General features: G+C 64.9%; 25 protein-coding genes. 10 read left to right on the top strand and 15 right to left on the bottom strand.

Going from position 1 to position 26,848, the window contains the following annotated elements; genetic code table 11:
- Nucleotides 1–19 precede the first annotated feature (19 nt).
- Nucleotides 20–232 (bottom strand): hypothetical protein, encoded by a 213-nt coding sequence (locus Q7V20_RS03805; RefSeq protein ID WP_304787337.1) that lies wholly within the window; start codon nt 230–232, stop codon nt 20–22.
- Nucleotides 233–789: 557 nt separating this feature from the next.
- On the opposite strand from Q7V20_RS03805, the gene Q7V20_RS03800 reads away from it, so the two are divergent.
- The gene (locus Q7V20_RS03800; RefSeq protein ID WP_304787335.1) at nt 790–1,368 is read left to right on the top strand and encodes a sterol desaturase family protein; all 579 of its coding nucleotides are present in this window, start codon (nt 790–792) and stop codon (nt 1,366–1,368) included.
- 303 nt (nt 1,369–1,671) lie between these two features.
- On the opposite strand, the gene Q7V20_RS03795 is transcribed toward Q7V20_RS03800, so the two are convergent.
- Entirely contained in the window at nt 1,672–2,298 is a 627-nt protein-coding gene (locus Q7V20_RS03795; RefSeq protein ID WP_304787333.1) for a TetR/AcrR family transcriptional regulator, read from the bottom strand.
- Between the two features lie 117 nt (nt 2,299–2,415).
- Here Q7V20_RS03795 and Q7V20_RS03790 point away from each other — a divergent pair, with 117 nt between their 5' ends.
- From Q7V20_RS03790 to Q7V20_RS03760, 7 genes are all read left to right on the top strand, one after another.
- The gene (locus Q7V20_RS03790; RefSeq protein WP_304787331.1) at nt 2,416–3,900 is read left to right on the top strand and encodes an efflux transporter outer membrane subunit; all 1,485 of its coding nucleotides are present in this window, start codon (nt 2,416–2,418) and stop codon (nt 3,898–3,900) included.
- Nucleotides 3,897–5,009, top strand: coding sequence for an efflux RND transporter periplasmic adaptor subunit (locus tag Q7V20_RS03785; protein ID WP_304787328.1), 1,113 nt, complete (start codon nt 3,897–3,899; stop codon nt 5,007–5,009). Before Q7V20_RS03790 ends, Q7V20_RS03785 begins: the two co-directional genes overlap by 4 nt.
- Complete coding sequence (locus Q7V20_RS03780) at nt 5,009–8,098, top strand: efflux RND transporter permease subunit (protein ID WP_304787327.1); 3,090 nt, start codon at nt 5,009–5,011, stop codon at nt 8,096–8,098. Before Q7V20_RS03785 ends, Q7V20_RS03780 begins: the two co-directional genes overlap by 1 nt.
- A gap of 1 nt (nt 8,099) precedes the next feature.
- Nucleotides 8,100–8,705, top strand: coding sequence for a TetR/AcrR family transcriptional regulator (locus Q7V20_RS03775; RefSeq protein WP_304787324.1), 606 nt, complete (start codon nt 8,100–8,102; stop codon nt 8,703–8,705).
- Nucleotides 8,706–8,789: 84 nt separating this feature from the next.
- Nucleotides 8,790–9,596, top strand: coding sequence for an oxidoreductase (locus Q7V20_RS03770; protein WP_304787323.1), 807 nt, complete (start codon nt 8,790–8,792; stop codon nt 9,594–9,596).
- Between the two features lie 18 nt (nt 9,597–9,614).
- Nucleotides 9,615–10,616 (top strand): NADP-dependent oxidoreductase, encoded by a 1,002-nt coding sequence (locus tag Q7V20_RS03765; RefSeq protein ID WP_304787321.1) that lies wholly within the window; start codon nt 9,615–9,617, stop codon nt 10,614–10,616.
- Between the two features lie 351 nt (nt 10,617–10,967).
- Nucleotides 10,968–13,706 (top strand): hypothetical protein, encoded by a 2,739-nt coding sequence (locus Q7V20_RS03760; RefSeq protein ID WP_304787319.1) that lies wholly within the window; start codon nt 10,968–10,970, stop codon nt 13,704–13,706.
- Nucleotides 13,707–13,935: 229 nt separating this feature from the next.
- Here Q7V20_RS03760 and icd read toward each other — a convergent pair whose 3' ends face one another.
- From icd to hemN, 3 genes are all read right to left on the bottom strand, one after another.
- Nucleotides 13,936–15,189 (bottom strand): NADP-dependent isocitrate dehydrogenase, encoded by a 1,254-nt coding sequence (gene icd, locus Q7V20_RS03755; RefSeq protein ID WP_304787317.1) that lies wholly within the window; start codon nt 15,187–15,189, stop codon nt 13,936–13,938.
- Between the two features lie 121 nt (nt 15,190–15,310).
- Complete coding sequence (locus tag Q7V20_RS03750; RefSeq protein ID WP_304787315.1) at nt 15,311–15,997, bottom strand: sulfite exporter TauE/SafE family protein; 687 nt, start codon at nt 15,995–15,997, stop codon at nt 15,311–15,313.
- 2 nt (nt 15,998–15,999) lie between these two features.
- Nucleotides 16,000–17,412 (bottom strand): oxygen-independent coproporphyrinogen III oxidase, encoded by a 1,413-nt coding sequence (gene hemN, locus Q7V20_RS03745; protein ID WP_304787313.1) that lies wholly within the window; start codon nt 17,410–17,412, stop codon nt 16,000–16,002.
- 147 nt (nt 17,413–17,559) lie between these two features.
- On the opposite strand from hemN, the gene fnr reads away from it, so the two are divergent.
- A complete protein-coding gene (gene fnr, locus Q7V20_RS03740) occupies nt 17,560–18,297 on the top strand; it encodes a fumarate/nitrate reduction transcriptional regulator Fnr (protein ID WP_304787394.1) in 738 nt (245 codons plus the stop codon).
- Between the two features lie 18 nt (nt 18,298–18,315).
- On the opposite strand, the gene Q7V20_RS03735 is transcribed toward fnr, so the two are convergent.
- Genes Q7V20_RS03735 through Q7V20_RS03695 form a run of 9 tightly spaced genes read right to left on the bottom strand, consistent with a single transcriptional unit; the run spans nt 18,316 to nt 26,041 of the window.
- On the bottom strand, nt 18,316–18,579 hold the full coding sequence (locus tag Q7V20_RS03735; RefSeq protein WP_304787312.1) for a hypothetical protein: 264 nt from the start codon (nt 18,577–18,579) through the stop codon (nt 18,316–18,318).
- 12 nt (nt 18,580–18,591) lie between these two features.
- Nucleotides 18,592–18,834 carry a hypothetical protein gene (locus tag Q7V20_RS03730; RefSeq protein WP_304787310.1) on the bottom strand — a complete coding sequence of 81 codons (243 nt, stop codon included), beginning with the start codon at nt 18,832–18,834 and terminating at the stop codon, nt 18,592–18,594.
- Between the two features lie 26 nt (nt 18,835–18,860).
- A complete protein-coding gene (gene ccoG, locus Q7V20_RS03725) occupies nt 18,861–20,318 on the bottom strand; it encodes a cytochrome c oxidase accessory protein CcoG (RefSeq protein ID WP_370652396.1) in 1,458 nt (485 codons plus the stop codon).
- Between the two features lie 16 nt (nt 20,319–20,334).
- Nucleotides 20,335–21,249 (bottom strand): cytochrome-c oxidase, cbb3-type subunit III, encoded by a 915-nt coding sequence (gene ccoP, locus Q7V20_RS03720; protein ID WP_304787308.1) that lies wholly within the window; start codon nt 21,247–21,249, stop codon nt 20,335–20,337.
- Nucleotides 21,246–21,416 carry a CcoQ/FixQ family Cbb3-type cytochrome c oxidase assembly chaperone gene (locus Q7V20_RS03715; protein WP_304787305.1) on the bottom strand — a complete coding sequence of 57 codons (171 nt, stop codon included), beginning with the start codon at nt 21,414–21,416 and terminating at the stop codon, nt 21,246–21,248. Before Q7V20_RS03715 ends, ccoP begins: the two co-directional genes overlap by 4 nt.
- 12 nt (nt 21,417–21,428) lie before the next feature.
- Nucleotides 21,429–22,049 (bottom strand): cytochrome-c oxidase, cbb3-type subunit II, encoded by a 621-nt coding sequence (gene ccoO, locus Q7V20_RS03710; protein WP_304787303.1) that lies wholly within the window; start codon nt 22,047–22,049, stop codon nt 21,429–21,431.
- Nucleotides 22,050–22,073: 24 nt separating this feature from the next.
- Complete coding sequence (gene ccoN / locus Q7V20_RS03705) at nt 22,074–23,531, bottom strand: cytochrome-c oxidase, cbb3-type subunit I (RefSeq protein ID WP_304787301.1); 1,458 nt, start codon at nt 23,529–23,531, stop codon at nt 22,074–22,076.
- 14 nt (nt 23,532–23,545) lie between these two features.
- Nucleotides 23,546–23,761, bottom strand: coding sequence for a cbb3-type cytochrome oxidase assembly protein CcoS (ccoS, locus tag Q7V20_RS03700; protein ID WP_304787299.1), 216 nt, complete (start codon nt 23,759–23,761; stop codon nt 23,546–23,548).
- 15 nt (nt 23,762–23,776) lie between these two features.
- Nucleotides 23,777–26,041, bottom strand: coding sequence for a cation-translocating P-type ATPase (locus Q7V20_RS03695; protein WP_304787297.1), 2,265 nt, complete (start codon nt 26,039–26,041; stop codon nt 23,777–23,779).
- Between the two features lie 53 nt (nt 26,042–26,094).
- Between Q7V20_RS03695 and Q7V20_RS03690 the strand changes: the two genes are divergently transcribed.
- A complete protein-coding gene (locus tag Q7V20_RS03690) occupies nt 26,095–26,568 on the top strand; it encodes a DUF192 domain-containing protein (protein WP_304787295.1) in 474 nt (157 codons plus the stop codon).
- 84 nt (nt 26,569–26,652) lie between these two features.
- Here Q7V20_RS03690 and Q7V20_RS03685 read toward each other — a convergent pair.
- A partial coding sequence (locus tag Q7V20_RS03685; protein WP_304787293.1) for a Fe-Mn family superoxide dismutase occupies nt 26,653–26,848 on the bottom strand: 196 nt, incomplete at its 5' end.

Here is a 26,848-nt window from a genome sequence, read left to right as displayed (position 1 = left end):
TGCACCCGTGCGGGGCCGCTCAGGCGAGGAAAGTTCGTGGGGGCCGGTCTTGACCGTCGGTGAGGAAACCCACCGCAGCGCTGGTGACGATGGCCACCAGAGGCGAGTCAGCCTTGACGGGTTGGAACACCATCAAGGCAGAAGGAAGCGCCACGGAGGCGCAACAGGCCGAACAAGCAGAGCACTTGCCATCCACCTTGACCACCGATTTGTCGTTCGACTTGGAACCCACGGTGGACGCAAGCTGGAGAGTTTGCCCGGATTCGGAGGATGCCGATATCTGTGCGCTGTCGCCATGTGGACTTGCGGCATCACTGGAGTGATTTCCCACGTGTGCGTGAGCGGGCGTGCCAGCCGGATGCTCATGGGAGGTGCCAACATCGTGGTCACCGCCCATGAGCAAGGGGTTGCCGACCTGAGCCGTTCCTCTGTGGTGGGAACCGCCTACGCAAAACAACATGGTCGCGGCCGCGAACCCCTGCACCGGAAGGGCAAGGGCCAACAGACACACCAAGACTAAGCGCAGGCGATTAAGCATGATGAAAGTGTAGAGCAATCGGTGGGCAAGAAGTTCCACCGCGATATGACCCTATGGGACCACTGGGTAGCCCTCTCGGTGCCGCGAGCGGGTCGAAACGCCATTCGGCAATCGCTTGCACAAATCCCAGGGCCCCACCGGGCTCCCCCCCCCCGGGGCCATTGCCACCTCCTTGGTCGTGCCGACCACCAGCCTGTCCTTCGATCAGATGAACGCGCCGCTGGGCTACCTCACCGCTGAGGGGCACAGCCATGCGCACCCTGCTGACTCACCATCTCTACCTGCTCTGCGTTGGCGGCGGCCTGGGCGCCTTTCTGATCGGCCGGGCGCTTGGCTGGCCGCTTGAACTGATCGTCGTGGCCTGCAGCCTGATGGTGCTTGCCTCGGGGGCACTTCTGGAGCGCGTGATGCCTTTTAAGGCGCGCTGGCGGATTCCTCATGGCGATGGCCGCACCGATGCGGTCAGCGCAGTGACGCTGATCGGGCTGGTCGACCCGGCCATCAAAGCGGCGCTGCCGGTCCTGGCCGTGGCCCTGCTGCCTGACAGCGGTACCCTGCCCTTGTTTCCAACCGGCGCGCCTTTCCTGTTGCAGGTGCTGCTGGCCCTCGTCTGGATCGAATTCGCCAAATACTGGGCGCACCGGGCGCGCCACACCGTGACAGCGCTGTGGTGGCTGCACGCCTTGCACCACAGCAGCCAACGGCTGTACTGGCTGAACAACTTCCGCTTTCACCCCCTCAACCATCTGCTCAACGCCTTGGCGAGCATGCTGCCCCTGTGGCTCATCGGTGTGCCCACCGAGGTGTTGCTGGGTGCGGCCGCACCTTGATCTGCGCAGCGGCTACCTCAACAGGATCTTCAGCACCAACGAAGTCCACCGCTGGCACCACTCGACCGTCTGCCGTGAGACGATCTGAAACAGAAAAGCCCCTGACTTTCGCTCAGAAAATCAAGGGCTTGCGAGTCGTCATGAAACGCGGTGAAACAAAGTCACACGTGATCGATCAATTCATGTAAATCTGGCTGCAGCCCGCGCCCGCGCGCAACAGTGGCCAGTCGCAGCACGCCCTGTTCGAACTGAATGTCTAGGCGATTCGTTGCGCCAAATCGCCGCGGACTTCAGCATCTTCAATCAGCCTGCTTCTGAAAAACTCGACAATCCCAACTCCACCATCTTGATGACGTGTTCGATGGCTTGCTCGATCACCTTCGGCTTCAAGTTCAGCTTGTCAATGCAGTTGCCATTCATCACGCCCGCCATGCCATGCACAGTGGACCAAATATAGAGTGCATCCAGATCCACTCGGTCGTGCAGGCTGGCGGAGTCTCCATGCAAGCGGCGCAATACCTTGCGCAGGATGTCGTAAGTGTGGACGGCGTCTCTGATGAGGTCAGGGTGTTCCGCTGCTTCGGGCCACTGGGTATCGAACATCAGGCGGTATTCCAGCGGGTGATCCCGTGCATAGCTGAGGTATTGGCGCCCTAGCGCAGCCAAGTCGCCCTTGGGGTCGTCGAACTGGCCACGGGCGTCCAGGTGCTCGGCAAACCTCTGGAAGCAGCGTCGCATCACTTCGGCCAAGAGGTGGTCACGGCTGGGATAGTGCTTGTAAGGCGCTTGATGCGAAACCCCCAGTTTTCGGGCCACATCCCGCAGGCTCAAGTTCTCCACACCCTTTTCGGCGATGACTTCTTGAGCGGCGATGACACACGCCTCTCGCAGATCGAGGGGGGCCGCGGGTGATGGGCTTTTCTTGGGCATGCGGTGGAGTCTAGTGGTGGGATTCGAGGTGCGAGTTTACTGGGTGAAGACAGCTGGTTGACACTGTCTACATTTGTAAGCAAAATGGTAGACACTGTCAACCATTGAAGCGAAATCATGTCTTTTTCGCCATTGAGGCTTCGGCCATTGCCGCCTTTGCTCGCCGTGTGCCTGGCCGCTTTGCTGTCGGCTTGCGCCTCGCCCAAACCCGAGCCGCCCGATGTATCGGCCGCCGAAGACGCCAGCTTTCGGCAGGCGCCAGACCAGGCGCTTGTTGTCGAGTCAAGCTGGTGGCGAAGCTTTGACGACGCCGCCCTCATGGCCCTGGTTCAGCGCGCCCAATCGGCCAACCACGATGTCCGCATCGCCGTGCAGCGTGCGCGGCAAGCCCGCGCTGGGCAGACGGCGGTAGCGTCCAGGCTTTGGCCCACCGTGTCACTCACAGGGTCGGCGTCCGACGAGCGCAGCGGCTTGCCCGATCAGGTCAAGCAAGGCAAGCCCGACACACGGGCCTACCGGGGCGCGCTTGACCTGGGGTGGGAGCTCGACGTGTTTGGCGCTGCACGCGCTGGCGCCGATGCCGCGGAGCTGGATGCGCTGACCGCTGAAGAAGGCGTGGACGTGGCGCGCTGGCTGGTGAGCAGCGAAGTCGCGCGGCAGTACATCGTTTGGCAAAGCGCACGTCTGCGGCTGGCCAAGCTGGATGCCTTGCTGAAAGCCCAGGCCGACACCGAGCGGCTGACCCGCAGCAGGGAGGCCGCGGGCCTGGCCAGTCGCTTCGACGTGGCGCGGGCCGCAGGCGAGGTGCAAGCGCTGGCCGCGCAACTGCCGCCTTTGAGGACCCTCGTCTCCGTCACCGAGACTCAACTGGCCGTGCTGGTGGGCGCCAATCCCAACCGGCCATTGGCTGAGCTCGATCCGTCCACCGCGCCATGGCTGCCCACTCCGCCACGCTTGTCCGCCAGGCAGCCTGTCGATCTGTTGATGCGGCGCCCCGATCTGCGCGTGGCGCAAAAGCAGTTCATGGCCGAAGCCGCACGCTTGCGTGAGGCCCAGGCCGACCGGTGGCCCAAGTTCTTCCTGGCCGCGGCGTTCGGGCGGCAGGACCTGCGCCTCAATGCGCTGGACTTGTCACCGGTGCGGTACAGCACTGCGGCGCTGGCATTCACCATGCCGCTGTTCGATGCAGGCCGCTTGCGTGCCGCCGTTGAGCGGCAATCGGCCAAAGAGCGCATGGCCACCTTGCAGTACGAGAAGGCCGTGCTTGGCGCCGTCAAGGACGTTGACGACAGCCTGGTGGCCCTGGCCCAGGAGCGTGATCGCTCGGCCGCGCTGGACGCCACGACCCAGCAGCGGCGCATGGGTCTGCGCCATGCCGATTCGCTCTACCGCGAAGGCCAGATCGACCTGCTGCAACTGCTTGATGCACGGCGTGCCGTGATCGCCGCCGAACTGTCGGCCATCGATGGCCAAGCCCAGTTGGCGCTGAACACGGTTCAGCTCGCCTCGGCCCTGGGCGGCGGATGGCAGGACACGCCTGCCGCCATGACCACCAACACCAGCACCATGCCCTCCAGCCTTGCTCCTGAAAGCTTGCCATGATTGACGCCTCTGACTTCCGTTTGATGAAGCTCGCCCACGCCCTGGTCTGGACTGGCCTGGTCCTCAGTGGGCTGGCGGTTCTCACCGCCTGCTCGCCCGCCGCTGAAAAAGCGCCGCCAATCCCCGCCGTCTACGTCACACCGGTGCACAACGACCACGGCGAAGACGTGCGGATCCTGAGCGGCGCCATTCGCCCGCGCATTGAGAGCGATCTGGCGTTCCGCGCCGGGGGCAAGGTCACGGCCCGCCTGGTTGATATCGGCCAGACCGTGCGGTCCGGTCAGCCGCTGGCACGTATCGACGCGGCCGACTACCAACTCGCCGCAGACGCCGCCGCAGAGCAACTGCGCGCAGCGCAGGTCGACGCCACGCAGGCGGCCAGCGATGCGGCACGCTTCAAACGACTGCTGGCCGACGGCTCGGTGGGCGCGGCCGACCAAGAGCGTCAACAGGCCCGCTCGGATGCGGCTGCGGCGCGCCTGGTACAGGCCGAACGGCAGCTGGAGGTGCTGCGCAACCGGGCGGGCTATGCGGTGCTGGCTGCGCCCTTCGATGGCGTGGTGACCGGCCTGCAGGTCGAGGTGGGGCAAATGGTGGCAGAAGGGCAGGCCGTGATGGTGCTGGCCAAGCCCGGCGAGCTGGAGGTGGTGGTGGATGTGCCTGAAGCCCTCGCCGCGGACTTGCGCAACCAAATCAGCCAAGCGCGCATTGCTGGCATGCCCGATCTGGTCAAGCTCAAGCTGCGCGAGTTGGCGCCCAGCGCTTCGGCGCAGACCCGCACCTTTCGGGCGCGCTACGCCATCGCCTCGCCACCACCGGGATTGCGCATGGGCGTGACGGCCGATGTGCAACTGACACGAAAGGGCACCACTGCTTCGGCCGAACTGCCATCGGGCGCGCTGCTCACGACCAACAAGACCCCGTCGGTCTGGCTGGTCAATGACAAGGTCGGCACCTTGACGCGCCAGACAGTGACGCTGTTGTCGCAATCCACCGACCAGGTGCGTGTGACCGGCTTGCCCGATGGCGTGCTGGTGGTGTCGGCGGGCGCGCAGAAGCTCGATTCGGGCATGAAGGTGCAGGCCGTCATGCGCCCCGGGAGCCTGTGATGAAGTCCTTCAATCTCTCTGAGTGGGCTGTCACGCACCGGGCCATGGTGCTGTTCATGATCATTGGCAGCCTCCTGGTGGGCGCCTTTGCCTTCACGCGACTGGGCCGCCTGGAAGACCCGCAGTTCATGGTGCCGACGATGACCGCCGTGGTGGCCTGGCCCGGCGCCTCGGCCCAGCAGGTGCAGGACCAGGTGCTCAACCGCATGGAGCGCGAGTTGCAAAAGATGGAGGGCGTCGACTTTATCCGCAGTTTCTCGCGCCAGGGCTACGGAGCCGTCAACCTCTGGATGAAGGGCGGCACGTCCAAGGCCGATCTGGAACGCGCCTGGTACCAGGCCCGCAAGAAGATCGGCGACGTGCGCCACCAGTTCCCCGAAGGCGTCCTGGGGCCCATCTTCAATGACGAGTTCAGCGATGTCTACAGCGTGATGTACGCCATCAGCGCCACTGACTTGAGCTGGCCTGAACTGCAAGTCCTGACCGAAGACATCAAGCGGCAGGTGCAGACCCAACCAGGCGTGACCAAGGTCGATGTGTTCGGACGGCAGGCCGAGAAGGTCCACGTCGAGTTTTCAAGCCAGCGCCTGGCCTCGCTGGGCATCAGTGCGCAGACCGTGATCGAGGCCTTGGCGCGCCAGAACACCGTCAGCCCGTCGGGCTCGACCGAAGGCCGCGGCGACCAGGTGTTCGTGCGGGTCGATGGCACCCTGCGCGATGCGCGCGACGTGGCCCATGTGTCCATCACCGCTGGCGGCAAGCTGCTGCGCCTGGGCGATGTGGCCAAGGTCAGCGCGGGGCTGGAAGATCCGCCCTCGTTCACCGTGCGGCATGACGGCAAGCCGGTGCTGATGCTCGCCATCACCTTCGACCGGCACGGCAACATCCTGACGCTCGGCCGCGAGCTCGAGTCGCGCATGGCCGCGCTGAAGGCCAGCCTGCCCGTGGGCGTGGTGGTGGACAAGGTGGCCGACCAGCCCAACATCGTCGAAGAGTCCGTGTGGGAGTTCGAGCGCTCCTTCCTCGAGGCGCTGGCCATCGTGCTGGCGGTGTGTTTCCTCTTCCTGGGCTGGCGCACGGGCATCGTGGTGGCGGCCTCCGTGCCCCTGGTGCTGGCGATTGTCGCCATCGTGATGCTGGCGGCGGGCTGGAGCCTGGACCGCATCTCGCTGGGCGCGCTGATCATTGCCCTGGGCCTGCTGGTGGATGACGCCATCATCGCCGTCGAGATGATGGTCGTGAAGATCGAGCAGGGCTGGGACCGCGTCAGCGCGGCGACCTTCGCCTACACGTCCACGGCCTTCCCCATGCTGACCGGCACGCTGGTCACCGTGGCCGGCTTCATGCCGGTGGGCTTTGCCAAGTCAATCAGTGGCGAGTACGCGGGCGGCATATTCTGGGTGGTGGGCGTGGCCCTGATCGCATCCTGGTTCGTGGCCGTGGTGTTCACGCCCTACCTGGGCATCGTGCTGCTGCCCAAGACCATGAAGGTGCATGGCGACGCGGCCCATGATCCCTACGCGGCGCCGCTCTACCAGCGCCTGCGCCGTCTGCTGCAGTGGTGCATGGCCCACCGCGTGACGGTGCTGGCCGCCACGGGCGTGCTCTTCGTCGGCGCGATCGCTGGCATGGGCTTGGTGCAGCAGCAGTTCTTCCCGACCGCGTCGCGCCTGGAACTCATCGTCGATCTGCGCCTGCGCGAGGGCGCCTCGTTCACGGCCACCGAGGCCCAGGTCAAGCGTTTCGAGCAGGTGCTGAAACGCGATGCCCAGGTTCAGCACTTCAGCGCCTACACGGGCGCCGGGGCGCCGCGCTTTTTCCTCTCTCTGCCCATTGAGCTGCCCAACCCGAGCTACGCGCAGATCGTCATCAAGACGGCCAATGTGGCCGACCGTGAAGCCGTGCGGCGTCGCCTGATTGACATGTTCGCCGCTGAGCGGGCCTTCCCTGATTTGCGGGGCCGCGTCACGCGCTTCGAGTTCGGCCCGCCAGTTGGTTTCCCAGTGCAGTTCCGCGTGGTGGGCCCTGACACCGGCAAGGTCCGCGAGATCGCCTACCAGGTGCGCGATGCCGTGCGGCAAAGCCCCCTCGTTCGTGGCACTCAGCTTGATTGGAACGAACAGGTGAGGACCTTGCGCGTTCAGCTCGACCAGGACAAGGCCCGGCTGCTGGGCATCACCAGCGCGGATGTCTCGGCCATGATGCAGACCGTGTTGAGCGGGGCCCCCGCGACGCAGATCCGCCGCGGCGAGGACCTGATTGACGTGACCGTGCGCGCCAACCCAAACGAGCGGCTGGCGCTGGAGCAACTGGGCGACGTGAGCCTGTTCACCCGCAGCGGCGCTGTGGTGCCCTTGTCGCAGGTGGCCATCCTCGTGCCCACATTCGAAGAGCCTGTGCTGTGGCGCCGCAACCGCGACATGGTGCTCACCGTGCGCAGCGACGTGCACGACGGTGTGCAGGGCCCATCGGCCACGATGAAGATCTGGCCCTCGCTCCAGCCGATCATCGACAAGTTGCCGCCCGGCTACCGCATCGAACAAGGCGGCGCCATCGAAGAAAGCGACAAATCCAACCAGGCGCTGTTCGCTGTCTTCCCGCTGATGCTGGTGGTGATGCTGCTGATCCTGATGGTACAGCTGCAGAGCTTCTCGCGCATGTGGATGGTGTTCCTCACCGCGCCATTGGGGCTCATCGGCGTGGTGCCGGCCTTGTTGATCTTCAACGCGCCCTTTGGCTTCGTGGCCTTGCTGGGGGTGATCGCGCTGGGCGGCATGATCATGCGCAATGCCGTGATCCTGGTGGACCAGATCGACAGCGACATCGCATCGGGCATGCCGCAAGCGCAAGCCGTGGTGGACGCGACGGTGCGCCGCTCGCGACCGGTGGTCCTGACGGCCGCCGCCGCCGTGCTCGCCATGGTGCCCTTGACCAGCAGCATCTTCTGGGGGCCGATGGCGATGGCCATCATGGGCGGGCTCATCGCGGCTACCGTGCTGACATTGGTGTTCGTGCCAGCGTTGTACATGGTTTGGATCAGGCCGCATGGGCCGGGCGAGCATGAGGGCCCACAACAGGAATTAAATTGATATGATGTCTATCATGCGAAAGTCCAAAGTCAATGCCAGAACTGCTGCCAAGGAAGCCACGCACGAGCGCATCGTGTCTGTGGCTGCCAAGGCAATCCGTCGCAGCGGCTATGCGGGCACCGGCGTCGCTGACCTCATGAAGGAGGCGGGCCTGACCCACGGCGCTTTCTACGTTCACTTCGATTCGCGCGAAGCCATGCTGGCTGAAGCCGCCGCCCAGGCTTGTGCGGAATCGGCAGCGGCCGCCGCCAAGGCGGTGACCAGCCTGTCTGCCGATAATGCCTTGGCCACCATGCTTCGAGCCTACCTCTCCAAGGAACATGCCGAAGGCATTGAAATGGGTTGCCCGCTGGCCGCGCTGGGATCTGAGACCTCTCGTCAAGCCCCCCAAGTGCGCCGCGTGACCACCCGGCACATCAAGGAAATGGTCGATGTTCTGGCGCGGCAATCTTCAGACTGGGGGCAGCCAGGTGCCCATGAGCGCGCGCTCGTCACGATCTCCACCATGGTGGGCGCCCTGGTGCTGGCCCGCGCTGTCGATGAGCCTGCGTTGTCCGACAGCCTGCGCGAGGCCGCGCTCAAGCACCTGCTTCCCACCCGCAATTGAAGCCTTGATGAAGGCCTTTCCATTTTGGTCGTATTTACACATGATGATCATCATGTTAAATGCATTTCACACCGGAGAAACACCATGAGCATGAAACGCAAGATCGCCCTCGTCACAGGCGCCTCATCGGGCATCGGCGAAGCCACGGCCAAGCGGCTCGCCAAGGCGGGCTACACCGTTTATGGCACCAGCCGGCGTGGTGGGCAGAACGGCGAAGGCCTGTTCGAGATGCTGCCGCTCGACGTCACGCGTGATGATTCCGTCGAAGCCGCCGTGCAAAAACTGATGCAGTTGGAGGGCAGGTTGGACCTGCTGGTCAACAACGCCGGGTTCGGTGTGGCCCCTGCCGGCGCGGAAGAGAGTTCGCTCGAACAGGCTCAGGCCATCTTCGACACCAATTTCTTCGGCATCGTCCGCATGACGCGTGCAGTCGTGCCTCACATGCGCCGCCAGGCCAGCGGGCGGATCATCAACATCGGCTCCGTGCTGGGCTTCCTGCCCATGCCCTACATGGCCTTGTACTCCGCGACCAAGCATGCGGTGGCGGGCTACTCTGAGGCGCTTGACCACGAGCTGCGCACCCTGGGCATCCGGGTTTCGGCGGTCGAGCCCGCCTACATCAACACCCCGTTTGATGCGAACCTGATGAAGCCCGATGCGCCGATCGATGTGTACCGCGATGTCCGCGCCCGGGTGGACAAACGGGTGAAAGAAGTGCTCGTCGGCGCCGATGGCCCCGAGGTGGTGGCCGACATCGTGTTGAAGGCCGCCCTGGCGGATCGCCCCGATGCGCGTTACGCCCCTGGACTTGCGAGCCGCCTGCGCCTGCTGCGCCGATTCGCACCAGCCAGCGTGCTGGACTCCGGCGTTCGCAAAGACCTGCGCCTTTGAGGCCAGCAAGGAAACGCCATGAAAGCATTCATCCTGAAACGCTACGGCAAGAAAAGCACTTTAGCCAAGGAAGAGATTCCCACGCCGGTGCTGCGCGATGACGAGGTCCTGGTCGAGGTTCACGCCGCCGCCGTGAACTTGCTGGATTCCAAGCTCAAAGCTGGCGAGTTCAAACTCATTCTTCCCTATGAGATGCCTCTCGTGCTGGGCCACGACGTCGCGGGCGTGGTGGTCAAGCTTGGCTTGCTCGCCAAGCAGTTCAAGCTGGGCGACCAGGTCTATGCGCGGACCGATGACTTCCGGATCGGTACCTTCGCCGAGTTCGTCGCCGTCAAGCAATCATCGCTCGCGCTCAAGCCCAAGAACCTGTCCATGGAGGAAGCCGCGTCCATCCCGCTGGTGGGCTTGACCGCATGGCAAGCGCTGGTTGAAACAGCCAAGCTGAAAAGAGGTCAGAAGGTCTTCATCCAGGCCGGATCTGGCGGCGTTGGCACCTTTGCCATCCAATTGGCCAAACACCTCGGCGCCACCGTGGCCACGACCACCAGCACAGCCAACATTGATTTGGTGAAGCGCCTGGGCGCGGATGTTGTCGTCGACTACAAAACGCAAGACCTTGAAGCTGTTCTGCGCGACCAGGACGTTGTGCTCAACAGCCAGGACGGCAAGACGCTCGACAAGTCCCTGCGCGTTTTGAAGGGTGGAGGCAAGCTCATCTCCATTTCAGGGCCACCGGATCCGGCGTTCGGGCAGGCCATCGGCGCACCCGGCTTCGTGCGGCTGGTGATGCGCTTGCTCAGCTCGTCCGTCCGGCGAAAGGCGAGAAAGCTCGGCGTTGGCTTCTCATTCCTGTTCATGAAAGCCAGCGGCAGCCAATTGCGTGAGATCACCCAACTCATCGAGGCTTGCGCCATTCACCCGGTAATCGACAAAGTCTTTCCCTTCGAATCGACGAATGAGGCCATGGCATACGTCGAGTCTGGTCGCGCCAAGGGCAAGGTCGTCATCAAAGTTCGCTGAATCGCCTGAATCAATCCATGAGAAAGGCCCACGACTTTTGAAGAAGTCGTGGGCCTGCTTGGAACGTGGGGCGATCAAGCCAGCACATGGTCCACCCAGGCTTCGCATTGCTCAGAGAAGAACGGACATCGATTGTCCCGGTCATTGCTTTCGCAGCTACTGTCGTTCCATGGCCCCAACAATGCAGGGCAAACTCATCAAGCCACAGACAGCCGTATCCAAGTCGCGAAACGCCGCTGAGCGAGACGTGTTTGCTGGCAGCTAAACGCAGTTGTAAAGTGCGCCAAGAACTGCGAGATTTCGTCGACCTACCTGAGGCTGAAGGGAGACAGGGAGAACCGTATGAGCGTCATGAACCAACCATCCGTACAACCTGATGCCGCAGAAGAAGCGCGCAACGCACGCGCCCGACGCTTAGAACTGGGCATTCAACGACCTGCTACAACGCTGCGCGAACAACAGACACATGATGCGTCTACAGGCCAATGGGCTTTGGCGATATCTGGAGGAGGCGTGCGCAGCGCCACCCTTGGACTTGGCGTCCTACAGATGATGGCCAAGTTGCCCGATCCAGCGGGCTCTCCAGGCCCTCTAAACAGTTCCGCGCTCGGGGCACCGCCACAGTTGCCTTGGCCGCTCCTCGCGCAATTCGACTTCATCAGCACGGTTGGTGGCGGCGGATTCATAGGTGGCTTTTTATGCAGCCTGTTTGTTCGTGGACGCCTATCCGGTCGATCCCATGAGACACCATTCGAAACAACTGCGCAAGCCTACCGCGTCCTTCAGGAGGATCCGCCCGGCGCACCTCATCGCTACACGTCATTTGATCCCAAGTATCCTGGCAGCGCTGCACTTGCATGGCTACGCGGGAACAGTCGGTTCGTGGTGGCCAATCGATCGGGATCCAGAATCAGAGACGTCGGAGAAACCATTCTCAACTGGGCGGCTATGCAGATAGTAATGGCCACCCTGATCCTGCTGGTTCTTGCTTCCGTGCAGGCTGCGCGATGGACACTCGCCTACTGTTGGTCGAGCTATGCGGACTTAGAAGCTGACCTGCTGTCCCATGCGACGCGAGATGCCTATGGCATCTGGTGGAGTTCTCTATGGATCTTGAGCGCCGGGATAGTGTGGTTGACCTTTCTCCCGCTTGGCATGGCGCACTGGCTGTGTCGCCCTGTGCTGCTGTCACCACATCTGGAGGCGACGAAGTGGCCCTCAACGACCTTGCCGCGATACGTCAATGCACCTGTCGGGATCAGCCTGCTGCTGGGCCTCTTGATGATCGCTCTAAGCTTGCTTTTTACTTATCAACGAAATCGATATTATCTCGGCACCTTCATGGGCGCAATTGGCATCGTCATCTTGCTCGCGGCCTGCTGGCATACATTGTCTGCCTGGCAAACGCAACGTTCAATTAACTGCTCGATCGCAAGGCAGCGCCATCAGCTGTCTTCGTGGCTGAGTAACACAGTGTGGATACTGTTGCTGACACTCGGCCTGGGTCTCATTGACACATTGGGGCAGACCGCCTGGCTTTGGTTGTCCATGTGGAAACTCCTCGCCCTCTGGGGTGGCATCGTCGCTGCTGTGCTTCTGCTCAACAGAGGTCGGACTTGGCAAGATGAAGGCAGCGATAATGGTTTGCTGAAAACGGCAGTCATTTGGCTGTCTGATCGCTTCGGTAAACTGCCGCTAAATTGGCTGAGCCTGCTGCTGGGCTGCGGGTTGTGGATGTCGTTGGCTGTATCTCTTGATTTAATCCTTCTCAGCTTTGTCTGGCCTTCCGGATGGGCCGACCCACTGGTGCTGGCGAATGTGGAACGCACACTCCAAGCTGAACACTTCGCCTTGATGGCTTTGGCCGGCTCGATGCTGCTGGCATTGCTGGTCGCGCGCTACCCGTCGTTCCTAAATTTGTCGGGCAGTCTGAGCGCCTATACCGAACGAATCACACGGACGTATCTGGGTGCCAGCAACCACACGCGGTTTGAGCCCTCGGCATCAACTGATGCTAGCGAAGCGAGCGAGCCGATCCAAGGCGATCATCTGTCACTTGAGGATATCTATCGCAACCACCTGGCCCCCATCCACCTCATCCATGTCTGCGCCAACCAGACCGTCAGTCTGGGTGAGCAACAGGCGCAATCCAACAGAAAAGGGAAGCCACTGGCGGTCGCACCAGGCGGAATCTATGCTTACGGCAAATCCATCTGTTGGCCGCACGAGGCTACCTCCGAGGTATCACGTCCTCTAACCTATGGCGATTGGTTGGGTATATCGGCCTCTGACACCGCGACAGACCAGAGAATGACTCGTGATCTCGGGATGCGACTGTCTCTGGGCTTTGCCAATGTGCGCTCAGGGCATTGGTGGCAGGGCCCGCTGAAGACCCCTTGGATGCGCAATGACATGCTGAGGCGAGCGTTGCCGACACAGTTGTATCTGCTCGATAAGCTCAAGGGATGTTTTTTCGGTGAGCAACGCCCCTATCAGTATTTGACAGGCGGCGGAGACTTCGACGAATTGGGGCTCTACGAACTGTTGCGCCCCGAAGCCCAAAAGCAGCGGCAGATCCGTCTAATCTTATCCTGCGACTTCACCTGCGACCCCGACTATCGATTCGATGCGCTGGCCAACTTGACCCGCATGGTGCGCATCGACCACGGCCTGGAACTTAAGGTCCATCCTCATGCGCACAATGAGGCGTTGCTCAATCAGGTGTTTTGTCGCCCCGAAGATTTCAAGGCCAACGCGGCCGAAGCTACTGGCCGTTGCGCCGTAATGCTTGACGTACTGGGCACTGAACGGAGCGTCGGCTCCGGCGTGGCTTCACATGAACTGATTGCGCGCATCATCCTCATCAAGCCTGTGCAGCTCCCGAACATGTCGGTCGACGTGACTCAGCACTACAGGCGGCAACCCCACTTCCCCCAGGAAGCCGAGTTAAACCAGTCGGAAGATGAGGCCCAGTGGGAAAGTTATCGGCAGCTCGGCATGCACTTGGCAGGTCGCGTGTTTAGCAATGACGGCATGCCAGGCTATTCCCACAAGTTTTGGCAGGTGCTGCTCAGCGGACTCAAATCCTGATCTGAGGAAGCGCTCCCGCATCGCGATAAACGATGCTTTGAAGCCCCCACCAAAGAGCTCCCGGCTGCAAGCCCTCCAAATGGAAGAACTTGGAGGATTCTCCCCCAAATACCCTCCAAAGTGGCGGGATCTCGTGGTCTACCTTGAGACGAGTTGAAACAAAAAACCCCTGACTTTCACCAGGAAAATCAAGGGCTTACGGGGCGTCATGAGACGCGGTGAAGCTGGATCACATGTGATCGATCATGACCTGACCGAACCCTGAGCACGACACCTGCGTCGCGCCTTCCAGCAAGCGCGCAAAGTCATACGTCACCTTCTTGCTCAGGATGGATTTCTCCATCGACGAGATGATCAGATCAGCCGCTTCGAACCAGCCCATGTGGCGCAACATCATTTCGGCCGACAGGATTTCGGAACCGGGGTTCACGTAGTCCTTGCCAGCGTACTTGGGTGCCGTGCCGTGGGTGGCTTCGAACATGGCCACCGAATCCGACAGATTCGCGCCCGGGGCAATGCCGATGCCACCGACTTGCGCGGCCAGCGCGTCAGAGATGTAGTCGCCGTTCAGGTTCAACGTGGCGATTACGCTGTACTCGGAAGGACGCAACAGGATCTGCTGCAGGAAGGCGTCGGCAATCGCGTCTTTGACGATGATGTCCTTGCCCGTCTTCGGGTTCTTGAACTTCATCCAGGGGCCGCCGTCGATCAGTTCGGCGCCGAACTCGCGCTGCGCCAAGGCGTAGCTCCAATCGCGGAAGCCACCTTCGGTGTACTTCATGATGTTGCCCTTGTGCACGATGGTCACGCTGGGCTTGTCATTGTCGATGGCGTACTGCAGGGCCTTGCGCATCAGGCGCTCGGTGCCTTCGGTGGACACGGGCTTGATGCCAATGCCGGAGGTTTCCGGGAAGCGGATCTTCTTGACGCCGAACTCGGTCTGCAAAAAGGCGATCAGCTTCTTGGCCTTGTCGCTCTTGGCTTCGAATTCGATGCCGGCGTAGATGTCTTCCGAGTTCTCGCGGAAGATGACCATGTGCGTCTTCTCGGGTTCCTTGACCGGGCTCGGCACGCCCTTGAAGTACTGGATGGGGCGCAGGCAGACGTAGAGATCGAGCTGCTGGCGCAGCGCCACGTTCAGGCTGCGGATGCCGCCGCCGACGGGCGTCGTCAGCGGGCCCTTGATCGAGACCACGTAGTCGCGCACCGCGTGCAGCGTCTCTTCGGGCAGCCAGACATCGGGCCCGTAGATCTTGGTGCTCTTCTCGCCGGCGTAGACCTCCATCCAGTGGATCTTGCGCTTGCCACCGTAGGCCTTCGCCACCGCGGCGTCGACCACCTTCAGCATCACCGGCGTGATGTCCAGCCCCGTGCCGTCGCCCTCGATATAGGGAATGATCGGCTGGTCGGGCACGTTGAGCGAGTAGTCCGCATTGACGGTGATCTTCTGCCCGCCGGCGGGCACCTTGATGTGCTGGTACATGTGTGGTCTCCACAGGGCCGCCGCGGGTGCGAAGGCATCGGTTTTGTGAACCTCGAATTCTATGCGACGACCCCTGTCAAACGACTGACATCAGCGCTGCCCAAACCAGGCGATTCGCGTCTCAGGCCAGGCCGCAGAAGGCCGCCACGTCGTGCCAGACACCGTGCAGCAGCGCCCAGCCCGAGAAGGCCACCAGCATCACGCCGGCGGCACGTGCGGCCAGGCGCTCGCGTGCGGCGCTGCTGCTGCCGCCGAGCAGGTGGCGCGCGACCCAGGGCCCGACAATCAGCCCGGGCGCCGAGGCCAGCGCAAAGCCGCCCATGGCCAGCGCGCCGGTGGCGGCGCTGCTGCCCATGGCCGCCACGAGCAGGGCCGATTGCAGCAGGCCGCAGGGCCAGGCCACCCACAGCCCGCCAGCAGCAGCGGCGCGCGCGGGCCCCTTCACCGTCTGCCAGCCCGCGGCCACGGACGGGCTCGATGGCGTGCGCCCCATCGCGTACAGCCAGGCCGGCTGGCGCGCCTTCACCAGGAGCCATACGCCGAACACCAGCGCCGCGGCGTGCAGCATCACCCACAGCGGCCGCAGCGCCGGCGCGACCTGCGACCAGCCCGCCAGCGCACCCACACTGGCCGCCGCGACGCCACCCGCCGCCGAATACCCGAGCACACGCGCCAGATGAAAGCCGAGGTTGGCCGGCCAGCCGCCCTTGCCGACGGCAGCCGCGCAGGGCGCTGCGCACATGGCGGTGCAATGCGGCACGCCAGCCAGCCCCAGGAAGGCAGCGCTGGCGATGAGGGGAATCTCCACGCTCAGATGATGCGGGAAAAACGCTCCCTGACGCGGTCGGCCTGCAGGTTGCGGTCGAAGACCATGGCCACGGCGCGAACGAAGAACCAACCCATCGCGGTGACCTGGATGTCCTGGTCGGACACCTCCACCAGCCCCATCTTCTCGAGCTGCTTGAGCTCCTCGAACTCGTGCGCGAAGACCTCGTGCATCTTCACCAGGTGGGCCAGTTCGATGGACTCGAACTCGACCCGGCCCTGGCACATCAGTGCCATGATGACGGCGCGGCGCAGCAGGTCGTCGCGTGTCAACGCCAGGCCACGCACGATGGGGAAGTTGCCCTGGTCGAGCGCGTCGTGGTACTCATCCAGCGTCTTGGCATTCTGGCTGTAGGTGGCGCCGACGCGGCCGATGCCCGACACGCCCAGGCTGATGAGGTCGCAGTCGGGCTGCGTGGTGTAGCCCTGGAAGTTGCGATGCAGCCGCCCCTGGCGCTTGGCGATGGCCAGCGCGTCGCCCGGCAATGCGAAGTGGTCCATGCCGATGTAGACATAGCCGTTGGCGATGAAGCCGGCGATGCCCGCGCGCAGCATGCGGATGCGCTGCTCGGCCGTGGGCAGCGCATGGTCGTCGATGCGGCGCTGCGGCTTGAAGCGCTGCGGCAGGTGCGCGTAGGCGTAGAGCGCGATGCGCGTGGGCCGCAGTTCGGCGATCTGCGCGATGGTGCGCTTGAACGATTCGGGCGTCTGCTTGGGCAGGCCGTAGATGAGGTCGGCGTTGATCGACTCGAAGCGCAGCGCTCGCGCCTCGGCCACCAGCTCGCGCACGCTCTCGAAAGGCTGGATGCGGTGCACGGCCACCTGCACGTCGGGGTCGAAATCCTGCACGCCGAAGCTGACGCGGTTGAAGCCCATCTCGCGCAGGTTGCGCAAGCGCTGCGGTGTGGCGGTGCGCGGGTCGACCTCGATCGAGACCTCGGCGTCGGGCAGCAGCTTGAAGGCGCCGCGCAGCATCGCCATCAGCGCCGCCAGCTCGTTGTCGTCCAGGAAGGTGGGCGAGCCGCCGCCCAGGTGCAGCTGCGACACCGGCTGCGTGCGGCCGAGCTCGACGACGTGCAGGTCGATCTCGCGCTGCAGGTCGACCAGGTACTCGGCGCCGCGGCTCTTGTGCTTGGTGATGATCTTGTTGCACGCGCAGTAGTAGCAGAGCTGCTCGCAGAACGGGATGTGGATGTAGATCGACAGCGGCCCGCTGCCGCCCACCGTGGCGCCCTGGGCACGCTGGCGCAGTGCCTGGCGGTACTCGTTGTGCCCGAAGGCCTCGACGAAGCGGTCGGCCGTGGGGTAGGACGTGTAGCGGGGGCCGGGCACGTCAAGACGGCGCAGCAGGGCATCCGAGAGCAAGGTTTCGACGTCGGGGCTAACGGATGTGTTCATGGGTGTACCGCAAAGTTCGTGGTCGGACTGTGCCAAAGCGAGGCCGGCCCGTCTTGATCCTGCTCAAGGCCACGGGCCTCGGCAGGACGGTGGCGCGGGGATGCGGGCATGCGCGATACTGCGGGCTTCGCAGGTAACCACGTCGTCATGCACCCTTCTCCCCCGCCCGTCCGCATGGAACCGTTCAAGGTCGCGTGTTCCAGCTGCAACCTGCGCGAGCTCTGCCTGCCCGTGGGCATGTCCGAAGACCAGATGGAACGCCTGGAAGCCATCGTCGCCACGCGCCGCGCGGTGGCCCGGGGCGAGCCTCTGTTCCGCAGCGGCGACGCCTTCACCTCGCTGTACGCCGTGCGCACCGGTTTTTTCAAGACCTGCCTGTCGTCGGAAGACGGTCGCGACCAGGTCACCGGCTTCCAGATGGCCGGCGAACTGCTGGGCCTGGACGGCATCGGCACCGACCGCCACACCTGCGACGCCCTGGCGCTGGAAGACTCTTCGGTCTGCGTCATCCCCTACCACCAGCTCGAGGACCTGTCGCGCGAACTGTCCGACCTGCAGCGCCACTTCCACAAGATCATGAGCCGCGAGATCGTGCGCGACCACGGCGTGATGCTGCTGCTGGGCAGCATGCGCGCCGAGGAACGCCTGGCCGCCTTCATGCTGAACCTGACGCAGCGGCTGCGCACCCGCGGCTTCTCGGCCAGCTCACTCGTGCTGCGCATGACACGCGAGGAGATCGGCAGTTACCTGGGCCTGAAGCTCGAGACCGTGAGCCGCGCCTTCAGCAAGTTCCAGGAAGACGGCGTGCTGGAGGTCAAGCAGCGCCAGATTCGCGTCCTCGACGCCGACGCCCTGCAGAAGCTGGTCAACGGCACGGCCTGCTGAACCCGCCGCCGCGCGGCATCAGCCGTCGCGCCAGACGCGGCTGTTGACGTCGTCGGCGGCGCGCTGCAGCAGCAGCGTCAGCGCGCAGGCTGCGGCCGTGGCCGCCCAGAACACGAAGAAGGCGATCGAGTAGACGGCGGTGGCCGACATCTCCAGCGCCGAGCCGCCGGGCGTCTGCAGCGACGCGGGGTCGACGAAGGCGAAGACCGCGATCTCCAGCACGCCGGCCCCCAGGAAAGCGGGCCAGGCGATGGCCGCAAGACGGCGGGTCAGGCTCTTCATCGCCAACAGGCTTCAGGGCTTCGGGCTGGCCGCATGGTTGCGGGCCTGCACGGCCGGCTGGTCGGCGACGTTGCCGGTGCTGGGGGCGACGATCACCGGGTCGGGGTAGGCGATGGCGATGGCCAACGTCGCGAAGCCTGCCACCACCACGGTCAGCGGGCCGCCGACGACCATCCACATGAAGGGCTCACGCCACCATGGCGTGGCAGCGACGGGGCTGGTGGCGGAACCGGCGTCAGTGGGTCGCGAGGACATGGCAACTTCTCCTGATCGGGCGCCGCTCAACGCGGCACCATGAATGTGGACTTCTCGACCACGGTGCGCAACGCTTCGTCGGGCTGGCCCGGGATGCGCGCGACCGTGAACTGGATGCTGTGGCTGCCGGCGCCGGCCTGCGCCGCGGTTTCGGGCGGCACGCGCACCGCCACCGCCACCCAGCGCGCCTGGGCCGGGTCGACACTGATGTCGCCCGTCTGGTCGGTGGCCAGCTGCGGCAGCCCGGTGATGGCGATGCGGTAGCGCTGTACCTGCTCGGTGGCGTTCATGATCTGCAGGCCGTAGACGTTCTCGACCCAACCGTCGTCGACCACACGCGCCAGCACGCCGCGGTCGCGAACGACATCGACCTTGAAGGGCGAGCGCAGCCACAGGCTGGTGGCCAGTGCGGCAATGATGAGCACCAGCACAGTGGTGTAGACGAGGACGCGCGGTCGCAGCACGCGGCGCAGCAGGCCGTTGCGCCCCAGGTGCTGCTGCATGCCCGCCTGGGTGTCGTAGCGGATGAGCCCACGCGGGTACTTCATCTTGTCCATGACGCCGTTGCAGACGTCGATGCACGCAGCGCAGCCGATGCACTCGTACTGCAGGCCATTGCGGATGTCGATGCCCGTGGGGCAGACCTGGACACACAGGTTGCAGTCGATGCAACTGCCCAGGCCGGACGACCCGAGTGCCGCCTTGCGGCTGCGTGTGCCGCGCGGTTCGCCGCGCTCGGCGTCGTAGCTGATGATCAGCGTGTCCTTGTCGAACATCACGCTCTGGAAGCGCGCGTAGGGGCACATGTACTTGCACACCTGCTCGCGCATCCAGCCCGCATTGCCGTAGGTAGCAAAGCCGTAGAAGAGCACCCAGAAGGTCTCCCAGGGGCCCAGGCCCGTGTTGAAGGCCGCCGGCACCAGCGTCTTGATGGGGGTGAAGTAGCCGACGAAGGTCAGGCCGGTCCACAGCCCGATCGCCATCCATGCCAGCTGCTTGCCACCCTTGCGCAGCACCTTGTTCGCGTTCCACGGCCCTTCGTCCAGCTTGATGCGCTTGTTGCGATCGCCTTCGAAGTGGCGTTCCACCCACATGAAGATCTCGGTGTACACCGTTTGCGGGCAGGCATAGCCGCACCACAGCCGTCCGGCCACTGCCGTGAACAGGAACAGCGAGTAGGCCGAGACGATGAGCAGGCCCGTCAGGTAGATGAAGTCCTGCGGGTAGAGCACCAGGCCGAAGATGTAGAAGCGCCGCGTGCCCAGGTCGAAGAGCACCGCCTGGCGGCTGCCCCAGTCAAGCCAGGGCAGGCCGTAGAAGACCAGCTGCGTGAGCCACACCAGCGCCCAGCGCCAGCCGGCGAACCAGCCGGACACGGCGCGGGCGTAGATCTTGTCCTGCTTCTGGTAGAGCGAGACGATCGACGTGCGGGCGTCTTCGTCGCCCGGCTTCGGGGCTTCGACCTTGATGGCGGTATCGCTCAAGCCGGTGTGTGCTCTCTCACTTGGCGGCGACGCGTGTCGCCTTGGACAGGTTCAGCACGTAGGCACCGAGCACGTGGATCTGTTCCGGCGTCAGCAGCCGGCCCTGCGCCGGCATCACGTTCTGCTTGCCCTGCGTGACGATGTTGACGATGGCCTGCTCGCCCCAGCCGTGCAGCCAGATCTTGTCGGTGAGGTTGGGTGCGCCCAGGGCCTGTAGGCCCTTGCCCTCGGGCCCGTGACAGGCGGCGCAGGCGGCGAACTTGGCCTTGCCGAGCTGGGCCGCCACGCTGTTGTGCGCGCTGCCCGACAGGCTCAGCACGTAGTGGGCGACGTTCCTCACGTCGTCGGCCGAGCCCACCGCGGCGGCCATCGGCGGCATGTTTCCGGTGCGGCCGTTGCCGATGACGCCCTTGACGTAGTCGTGCGTGTCACCGCCCAGCCAGTCGTCGTCGGCCAGGTTCGGGAAACCCTTGCTGCCACGGCCGTCGCTGCCATGGCATTGCGCGCAGTTGTTCAGGAAGAGGCGCTGGCCTATGCCCATTGCCGCGGGGTCTGCGCCCAGTTGCTCGGCCGACATCGCCACGTACTTGGCGTACACCGGTTCCATCGCCGACCGCGCCTTGGCCTGCTCGGCCTCGTACTGACCGACGCTGGTCCACTTCAGCGTGCCTTCGTGGGTGCCCAGGCCGGGGTAGAAGGCCAGGTAGATGGCCGAGAAGACCACTGTCAGCACGAAGAGGTACATCCACCAGCGCGGCAGCGGGTTGTTCAGTTCACGCAGGTCGACGTCCCAGACGTGGCCGGTGGTGTTGTCGTTGGCCATCACCCTGCGGCGGCTGGCGATGATGAGCAGGCCCAGGCAGGCCAGCAGGCTGAGCACCGTGACCACGGCCACGAACCAGGCCCAGCCGCTGTTGACAAAATCACTCACGGCTTTTCTCCTCGGGGTGCAACGGTGTCTTGCTCGTCGGCGAAGGGCAGCATCGCCGCCTCGTCGTATTCGGGCTTGCGCTTGCGGCTCCAGGTGTAGACCACGAGTGCCAGGAACAGCAGGAAGAGCGTGACCGTGACAGCAGAGCGCAGGTCATTGACGTCCATGGGCGGGGCTCCTCACTTGCGCGCGGTGCCGAGCACCTGCAGGTAGGCCACAAGCGCATCCATCTCGGTGCGGCCCTTGACTTCCTCGGCGGCCTTGGCGATCTCTTCGTCGGTGTAGGGCACGCCGACCCTGCGCAGCGCCTTCATGCGCGGCCCGATGCCCTCGGGGCTGACGGTGGCCTGCAGCAACCAGGGGTAGGCCGGCATGTTGGATTCGGGCACGAGGTCGCGCGGGTTGTTCAGGTGCACGACGTGCCACTCGTCGCTGTACTTGCCGCCGACGCGGTGCAGGTCGGGGCCGGTGCGCTTGCTGCCCCACTGGAAGGGGTGGTCGTAGACGAACTCACCTGCCGTCGACAGCGCGCCGTATCGCAGGGCCTCGGCTCGGAAGGGCCGCACCATCTGCGAGTGGCAGTTGTAGCAACCCTCCCGCGTGTAGATGTCGCGGCCGGCCAGTTGCAGCGGCGTGTAGGGCTTGACGCCCTCGGCCGGCTGCGTCGTCGAGCGCTGGAAGAACAGCGGCACGATCTCGACGATGCCACCGACGGCCACCGCCAGCAGGATCAGCACGATCATCAGGAAGTTGTTGGTCTCGATCTTCTCGTGACCTCTGGGCGCGTGTGTGTTGGCCATTTCGATGGTCTCCTTGGAGGGCGCTCAGGCGTGGGCCGGGGTGGCGTTGACGGGCGGGATCGGCGCCAGGGCCGGCTTGCCGCTCTTCACGGTCATCACCACGTTCCAGACCATGAGCAGCATGCCGCTCAGGTAGAGCAGGCCGCCGCAAAGGCGCACCACGTAGTAGGGGAAGGTGGCCTTGACGCTCTCGACGAAGCTGTAGACCAGCGTGCCGTCGGGGTTCACCGCGCGCCACATCAGGCCCTGCATGACACCGGCGATCCACATCGCCGCGATGTAGAGCACGATGCCGATGGTGGCGATCCAGAAGTGGGTCTCGATGGCCTTGACGCTGTACATCTGCTTCTGGCCGAACAGGCGCGGGATCAGGTAGTACAGCGAGCCGATGGTGATCATGCCCACCCAGCCCAGCGCACCGCTGTGCACGTGGCCCACCGTCCAGTCGGTGTAGTGGCTGAGCGCGTTGACGGTCTTGATCGACATCATCGGGCCCTCGAAGGTGCTCATGCCGTAGAACGACAGGCTGACGATGAGGAACTTCAGGATCGGGTCGTCACGCAGCTTGTGCCAGGCACCGCTCAAGGTCATGATGCCGTTGATCATGCCGCCCCAGCTCGGGGCCAGCAGCACCAGCGAAAAGACCATGCCCACGCTCTGCGTCCAGTCGGGCAGCGCGGTGTAGTGCAGGTGGTGGGGGCCGGCCCACATGTAGGTGAAGATCAGCGCCCAGAAGTGCACGATGCTCAGGCGGTAGCTGTACACCGGCCGCTCGGCCTGCTTGGGGATGTAGTAGTACATCATCCCCAGGAAACCGGCCGTGAGGAAGAAGCCCACGGCGTTGTGGCCGTACCACCACTGGATCATCGCGTCCTGCACACCGGCGTAGGCCGAGTAGCTCTTCGTCATGTCGACCGGAATGGCTGCACTGTTGACGATGTGCAGCAGCGCCACGGCGAGGATGAAGGCGCCGAAGAACCAGTTCGCGACATAGATGTGGCGCACCTTGCGGATGCCCACGGTGCCGAAGAAGACGATGGCGTAGGAGACCCAGACGACGGCGATCAGCAGGTCTATGGGCCACTCGAGCTCGGCGTACTCCTTGCCTTGGGTCAGGCCCAGCGGCAGCGAGACCGCCGCCGCCACGATCACGAGTTGCCAGCCCCAGAAGGTGAACATCGCCAGCCCGGGTGCGAACAGCCGCGTCTGGCAGGTGCGCTGCACGACGTGGTAGCTGGTGGCGAAGAGCGCGCAGCCGCCGAAGGCGAAGATCACCGCATTGGTGTGCAGCGGCCGCAGCCGGCCATAGCTGAGCCAGGAGATGCCCAGGTTCAGTTCCGGCCAGGTCAGCTGCGCGGCGATGATCACGCCCACGAGCATGCCCACCACGCCCCAGAGTACGGCGGCCAGCGAAAACAGTCTGACGACCGCGTCCGTGTAGACCCCTTCCTTGGGTGCTGCCGTTGCGGCGCTTGTTGCCATCTGTTTTCTCCTCGTTACAGGCGTGGTTTTTCCAGGACGCGCGATTGTTCGCGGGACGGTTCGGACATGAATTGATCAGCATCAACTGATGCAATATCTTCCTGCAGGATGCGCGCACCCTCGGCCTCGAGGTCCTCGAACTGGCCTTTGTGCAGGGCCCAGCCGAAGACCGCGATGATCGCCAGCACCAGGGCGGCAGACAGCGGGATGAGCAGGTAGAGGCTTTCCATCGCGAATCGGCGTCTTCAGCGGGCTGCGCGCAGCGCGTTGGTGATGACCACCAGCGAACTCAGGGCCATGCCCAGGCCTGCGGCCCAGGGAGGAAGATAACCCGCCAAGGCCAACGGAATGCTGACAGCGTTGTAGCTGCCGGCCCACACGAAGTTCTGGCGCACGATGCGCACCGCGTGCAGGGCCGTCGCACGCGCACGCACCAGGTCACCGAGGCGGTTGGAGGTGATGACGGCGTCGGCCTGGCTGCGCGAGACCAGCGCGCCCTGCCCCATCGCCAGCGAGACATCGGCGCGCGCCAGCACGGGTGCGTCGTTGATGCCGTCACCGACCATCGCCACGCAGCGGCCTTCGTGCTGCGCCTGCGCCACGGCGGCCAGCTTGTCCTCGGGCGTGGCGCGGGCGCGCACGTCCTGCACACCCAGGCGCCGCGCCAGCGCCGCGGCGCGCGCGGGGGCGTCACCGGTAAGCAGCGTCACCTGCACGCCGGCCTGCTGCAGGTCGCGCAGCGCCGCTTCGGTGCCGGGGCGCAGCGTCTCCTCGAAGTCCAGCGCCGCCAGCACCTCGCCGTCGCAGGACAGCTGCACCTGCGCGTCGTCGCCACCGGCGCCACCGGCCCAGGCGGGCCCGCCCAGCCGCCACGTGCGGCCCTGGGCGTCGCTGGCCTGCACGCCCTGACCGGCCACCTCCTGCACATTGGTCCAGCCCGCCGGTGCTTCGGGGTCGGCGGGTGCCGCGGCCTGTGCTTCGACCACCGCGCGCGACAGCGGGTGCGACGACCAGGCTGCCAGCGTTGCGGCAACAGCCCGTGCCGCGGCGGCATCGCCCAGCTGGGTGCGGCCCGCATCGGTGAGACGCACGCCGGCCAGCTGCAGGCGGTCTTCGGTGAGCGTGCCGGTCTTGTCGAAGAAGACCTGCTGCACCCGGGCCAGGCGTTCCAGCGCGTCCAGGTGCTGCAGCAGCACACCACGCCGCGCCAGGCCACGCGCCGCCGCGACCAGCGTGGCGGGCGCGGCCAGCGACAAGGCGCAGGGGCAGGTGACGATGAGCACCGACACCGCCACCCACACGGCCCGCGACGGGTCGATCACGCTCCATGCGGCCGCAGCACCCGCGGCGAGCATGAGCACGGTCCACAGGAAGGGGGCGGCCCAGCGGTCGGCCAGCGCAGCAGCGGCCGGCCTTTGTGCCATCGCACTGCGCATCATCGAGACAATGGCTTCCAGCCGCGTGTCGCCGCCGACACGCTGCACACGCATGGCCACCGGCGCGCCCAGGTTGACGCTGCCGGCCACCACCGCGGCACCGGGCGGTTTGTCCACGGGCGCCGACTCGCCGGTGAGCAAGGCTTCGTCGGCACGGGTGTGGCCGGCCTCGAGCACACCGTCGGCAGGGAAGGCCTGGCCGAGGGGCACACGCAGCAAGTCACCCGGGCGCAGGCGGTGCAGGCTCACGGCTTCGGTACTGCCGTCGGGCAGCACACGCCACGCCGTTTCGGGCAGGCGGGCGAGCGAGGCTTCCAGCGCATCGGCCGCGCGGTGGCGCGCCGTCAGTTCGAGGTAGCGTGAACCGAGCAGGAAGCTGACGAACATCGTCAGCGAGTCGAAGTAGACCTCGTGGCCGAAGATGCCGTCGGGCGAGAAGGTGGCGCCGGTGCTGGCGATGAAGGTGATGGCCACGCCCAGCGCCACCGGCACGTCCATGCCGATGCGCCTCGCGCGCAGTGCCTGCCAGGCACCGCTGAAGAAGGGCCCGGCCGAGAAGGCCAGCACGGGCAGCGACAGTATCCAGCTGCCCCAGTTCAACAACTGCCGCATCTCGGGTTCGAGTTCACCCGGGCCGGCGACGTAGCTGGGCGTGGCCAGCATCATCACCTGCATGGCGCAGAAGGTGGCGACGAACAGCCGCCACAGCGCCTGCCGGTGCGCCTGGCGGCGCAGTGCACGCGCCGGTGCCGCGGCGTCGGGGACGGCGCCATAACCTGCGGCCTGCACGGCATGGATGATGGCCGACGGCCGCGTGCGCGCCGGGTCCCAGCACACTGTGGCGCGTTCGCTGGCCGCGCTGACGCCCGCCGAGCGCACACCGTCGACACGCCGCAGCGCCTGTTCGATGAGCCCGCTGCAGGCCGCGCAGTGCATGCCCGAAAGCTGAAGCACCGTCTCGGCCACCCGCTGGCCCGCGCCGTCAACGACCCAGCGCGTGCAGCCGTTGAACTCGGCAGGGTCGTCGAGAACGGCAAGGGCGGCTTCTATGGGTACGGCTGTGGCTGGATACATCGGCTTCGCCGTCGAGGTGCCGATAATCTAGGCCACAGCCACCATCCGCGTCCATGACTTCCATCAAGCCCTCACGGTTGCTCGCCGCGGCCCGCCGCACCGCCCTGCTCTTCGTGCTGTTGCCGCTGGCCGCCTGGGCGCAGGACGGCCCGCAGCCGCGCCTGCGCACGGTGCCGCTCACCGCCGGCATGCACGTCATCCAGGCCGAGCTCGCCATCACGCCGCTGCAGCAGCAGACCGGCATGATGTTTCGCCGCAGCATGGGGACCAACGAGGGCATGCTCTTCGTCAACGACGACAGCGACGTGCGCTGCTTCTGGATGCGCAACACGTTGATCCCGCTGGCCATCGCCTTCGTCGCCGACGACGGCACCATCGTCAACATCGCCGAGATGCAGCCGCAGTCCGACCAGTCGCATTGCTCGACCAGGCCGGTGCGTTTTGCGCTGGAGATGAACGCCGGCTGGTTCACCAAGCGCGGCCTCAAGGCCGGCAGCAAGTTGCGCGGCGCGCCGTTCGGAAACTGACGCGCCACGAAAGACAACGGCCAGCACACAGGCTGGCCGTCATTCAGGAAGCGGCGCGATGCCGCGGCCTGGCTGTGAATCGGGTCAGGCGAAGTTCGCCTCGGCAAAACCCCAGTTCACCAGCTTGTCGAGGAAGGTCTCGACGTACTTCGGGCGCAGGTTGCGGTAATCGATGTAGTAGGCGTGTTCCCACACGTCCACCGTCAGCAGCGCCTTGTCGGCGGTCGTCAGCGGCGTGCCGGCGGCGCCGGTGTTGAGGATGTCCACCGTGCCGTCGGGC

Origin of the sequence: Aquabacterium sp., from assembly GCF_030652515.1 — a bacterium.
Taxonomy (GTDB): Bacteria; Pseudomonadota; Gammaproteobacteria; order Burkholderiales; family Burkholderiaceae_C; genus Aquabacterium.
This window is presented reverse-complemented; position numbering and strand designations above follow the sequence as displayed.

What these genes read in the sequence shown, in the direction of transcription:
- Q7V20_RS03765 (WP_304787321.1), top strand. Translation starts at nt 9,615, where the DNA reads ATGAAAGCATTCATCCTGAAACGCTACGGCAAGAAAAGCACTTTAGCC.
- Q7V20_RS03735 (WP_304787312.1), bottom strand. Translation starts at nt 18,579, where the DNA reads ATGAAGAGCCTGACCCGCCGTCTTGCGGCCATCGCCTGGCCCGCTTTC.
- hemN (WP_304787313.1), bottom strand. Translation starts at nt 17,412, where the DNA reads ATGAACACATCCGTTAGCCCCGACGTCGAAACCTTGCTCTCGGATGCC.
- Q7V20_RS03770 (WP_304787323.1), top strand. Translation starts at nt 8,790, where the DNA reads ATGAGCATGAAACGCAAGATCGCCCTCGTCACAGGCGCCTCATCGGGC.
- ccoN (WP_304787301.1), bottom strand. Translation starts at nt 23,531, where the DNA reads ATGGCAACAAGCGCCGCAACGGCAGCACCCAAGGAAGGGGTCTACACG.
- ccoO (WP_304787303.1), bottom strand. Translation starts at nt 22,049, where the DNA reads ATGGCCAACACACACGCGCCCAGAGGTCACGAGAAGATCGAGACCAAC.
- Q7V20_RS03690 (WP_304787295.1), top strand. Translation starts at nt 26,095, where the DNA reads ATGACTTCCATCAAGCCCTCACGGTTGCTCGCCGCGGCCCGCCGCACC.
- fnr (WP_304787394.1), top strand. Translation starts at nt 17,560, where the DNA reads ATGCACCCTTCTCCCCCGCCCGTCCGCATGGAACCGTTCAAGGTCGCG.
- Q7V20_RS03790 (WP_304787331.1), top strand. Translation starts at nt 2,416, where the DNA reads ATGTCTTTTTCGCCATTGAGGCTTCGGCCATTGCCGCCTTTGCTCGCC.
- Q7V20_RS03775 (WP_304787324.1), top strand. Translation starts at nt 8,100, where the DNA reads ATGATGTCTATCATGCGAAAGTCCAAAGTCAATGCCAGAACTGCTGCC.
- icd (WP_304787317.1), bottom strand. Translation starts at nt 15,189, where the DNA reads ATGTACCAGCACATCAAGGTGCCCGCCGGCGGGCAGAAGATCACCGTC.
- Q7V20_RS03780 (WP_304787327.1), top strand. Translation starts at nt 5,009, where the DNA reads ATGAAGTCCTTCAATCTCTCTGAGTGGGCTGTCACGCACCGGGCCATG.
- Q7V20_RS03760 (WP_304787319.1), top strand. Translation starts at nt 10,968, where the DNA reads ATGAACCAACCATCCGTACAACCTGATGCCGCAGAAGAAGCGCGCAAC.
- Q7V20_RS03695 (WP_304787297.1), bottom strand. Translation starts at nt 26,041, where the DNA reads ATGTATCCAGCCACAGCCGTACCCATAGAAGCCGCCCTTGCCGTTCTC.
- Q7V20_RS03715 (WP_304787305.1), bottom strand. Translation starts at nt 21,416, where the DNA reads ATGGACGTCAATGACCTGCGCTCTGCTGTCACGGTCACGCTCTTCCTG.
- Q7V20_RS03730 (WP_304787310.1), bottom strand. Translation starts at nt 18,834, where the DNA reads ATGTCCTCGCGACCCACTGACGCCGGTTCCGCCACCAGCCCCGTCGCT.
- ccoS (WP_304787299.1), bottom strand. Translation starts at nt 23,761, where the DNA reads ATGGAAAGCCTCTACCTGCTCATCCCGCTGTCTGCCGCCCTGGTGCTG.
- Q7V20_RS03795 (WP_304787333.1), bottom strand. Translation starts at nt 2,298, where the DNA reads ATGCCCAAGAAAAGCCCATCACCCGCGGCCCCCCTCGATCTGCGAGAG.
- Q7V20_RS03800 (WP_304787335.1), top strand. Translation starts at nt 790, where the DNA reads ATGCGCACCCTGCTGACTCACCATCTCTACCTGCTCTGCGTTGGCGGC.
- Q7V20_RS03785 (WP_304787328.1), top strand. Translation starts at nt 3,897, where the DNA reads ATGATTGACGCCTCTGACTTCCGTTTGATGAAGCTCGCCCACGCCCTG.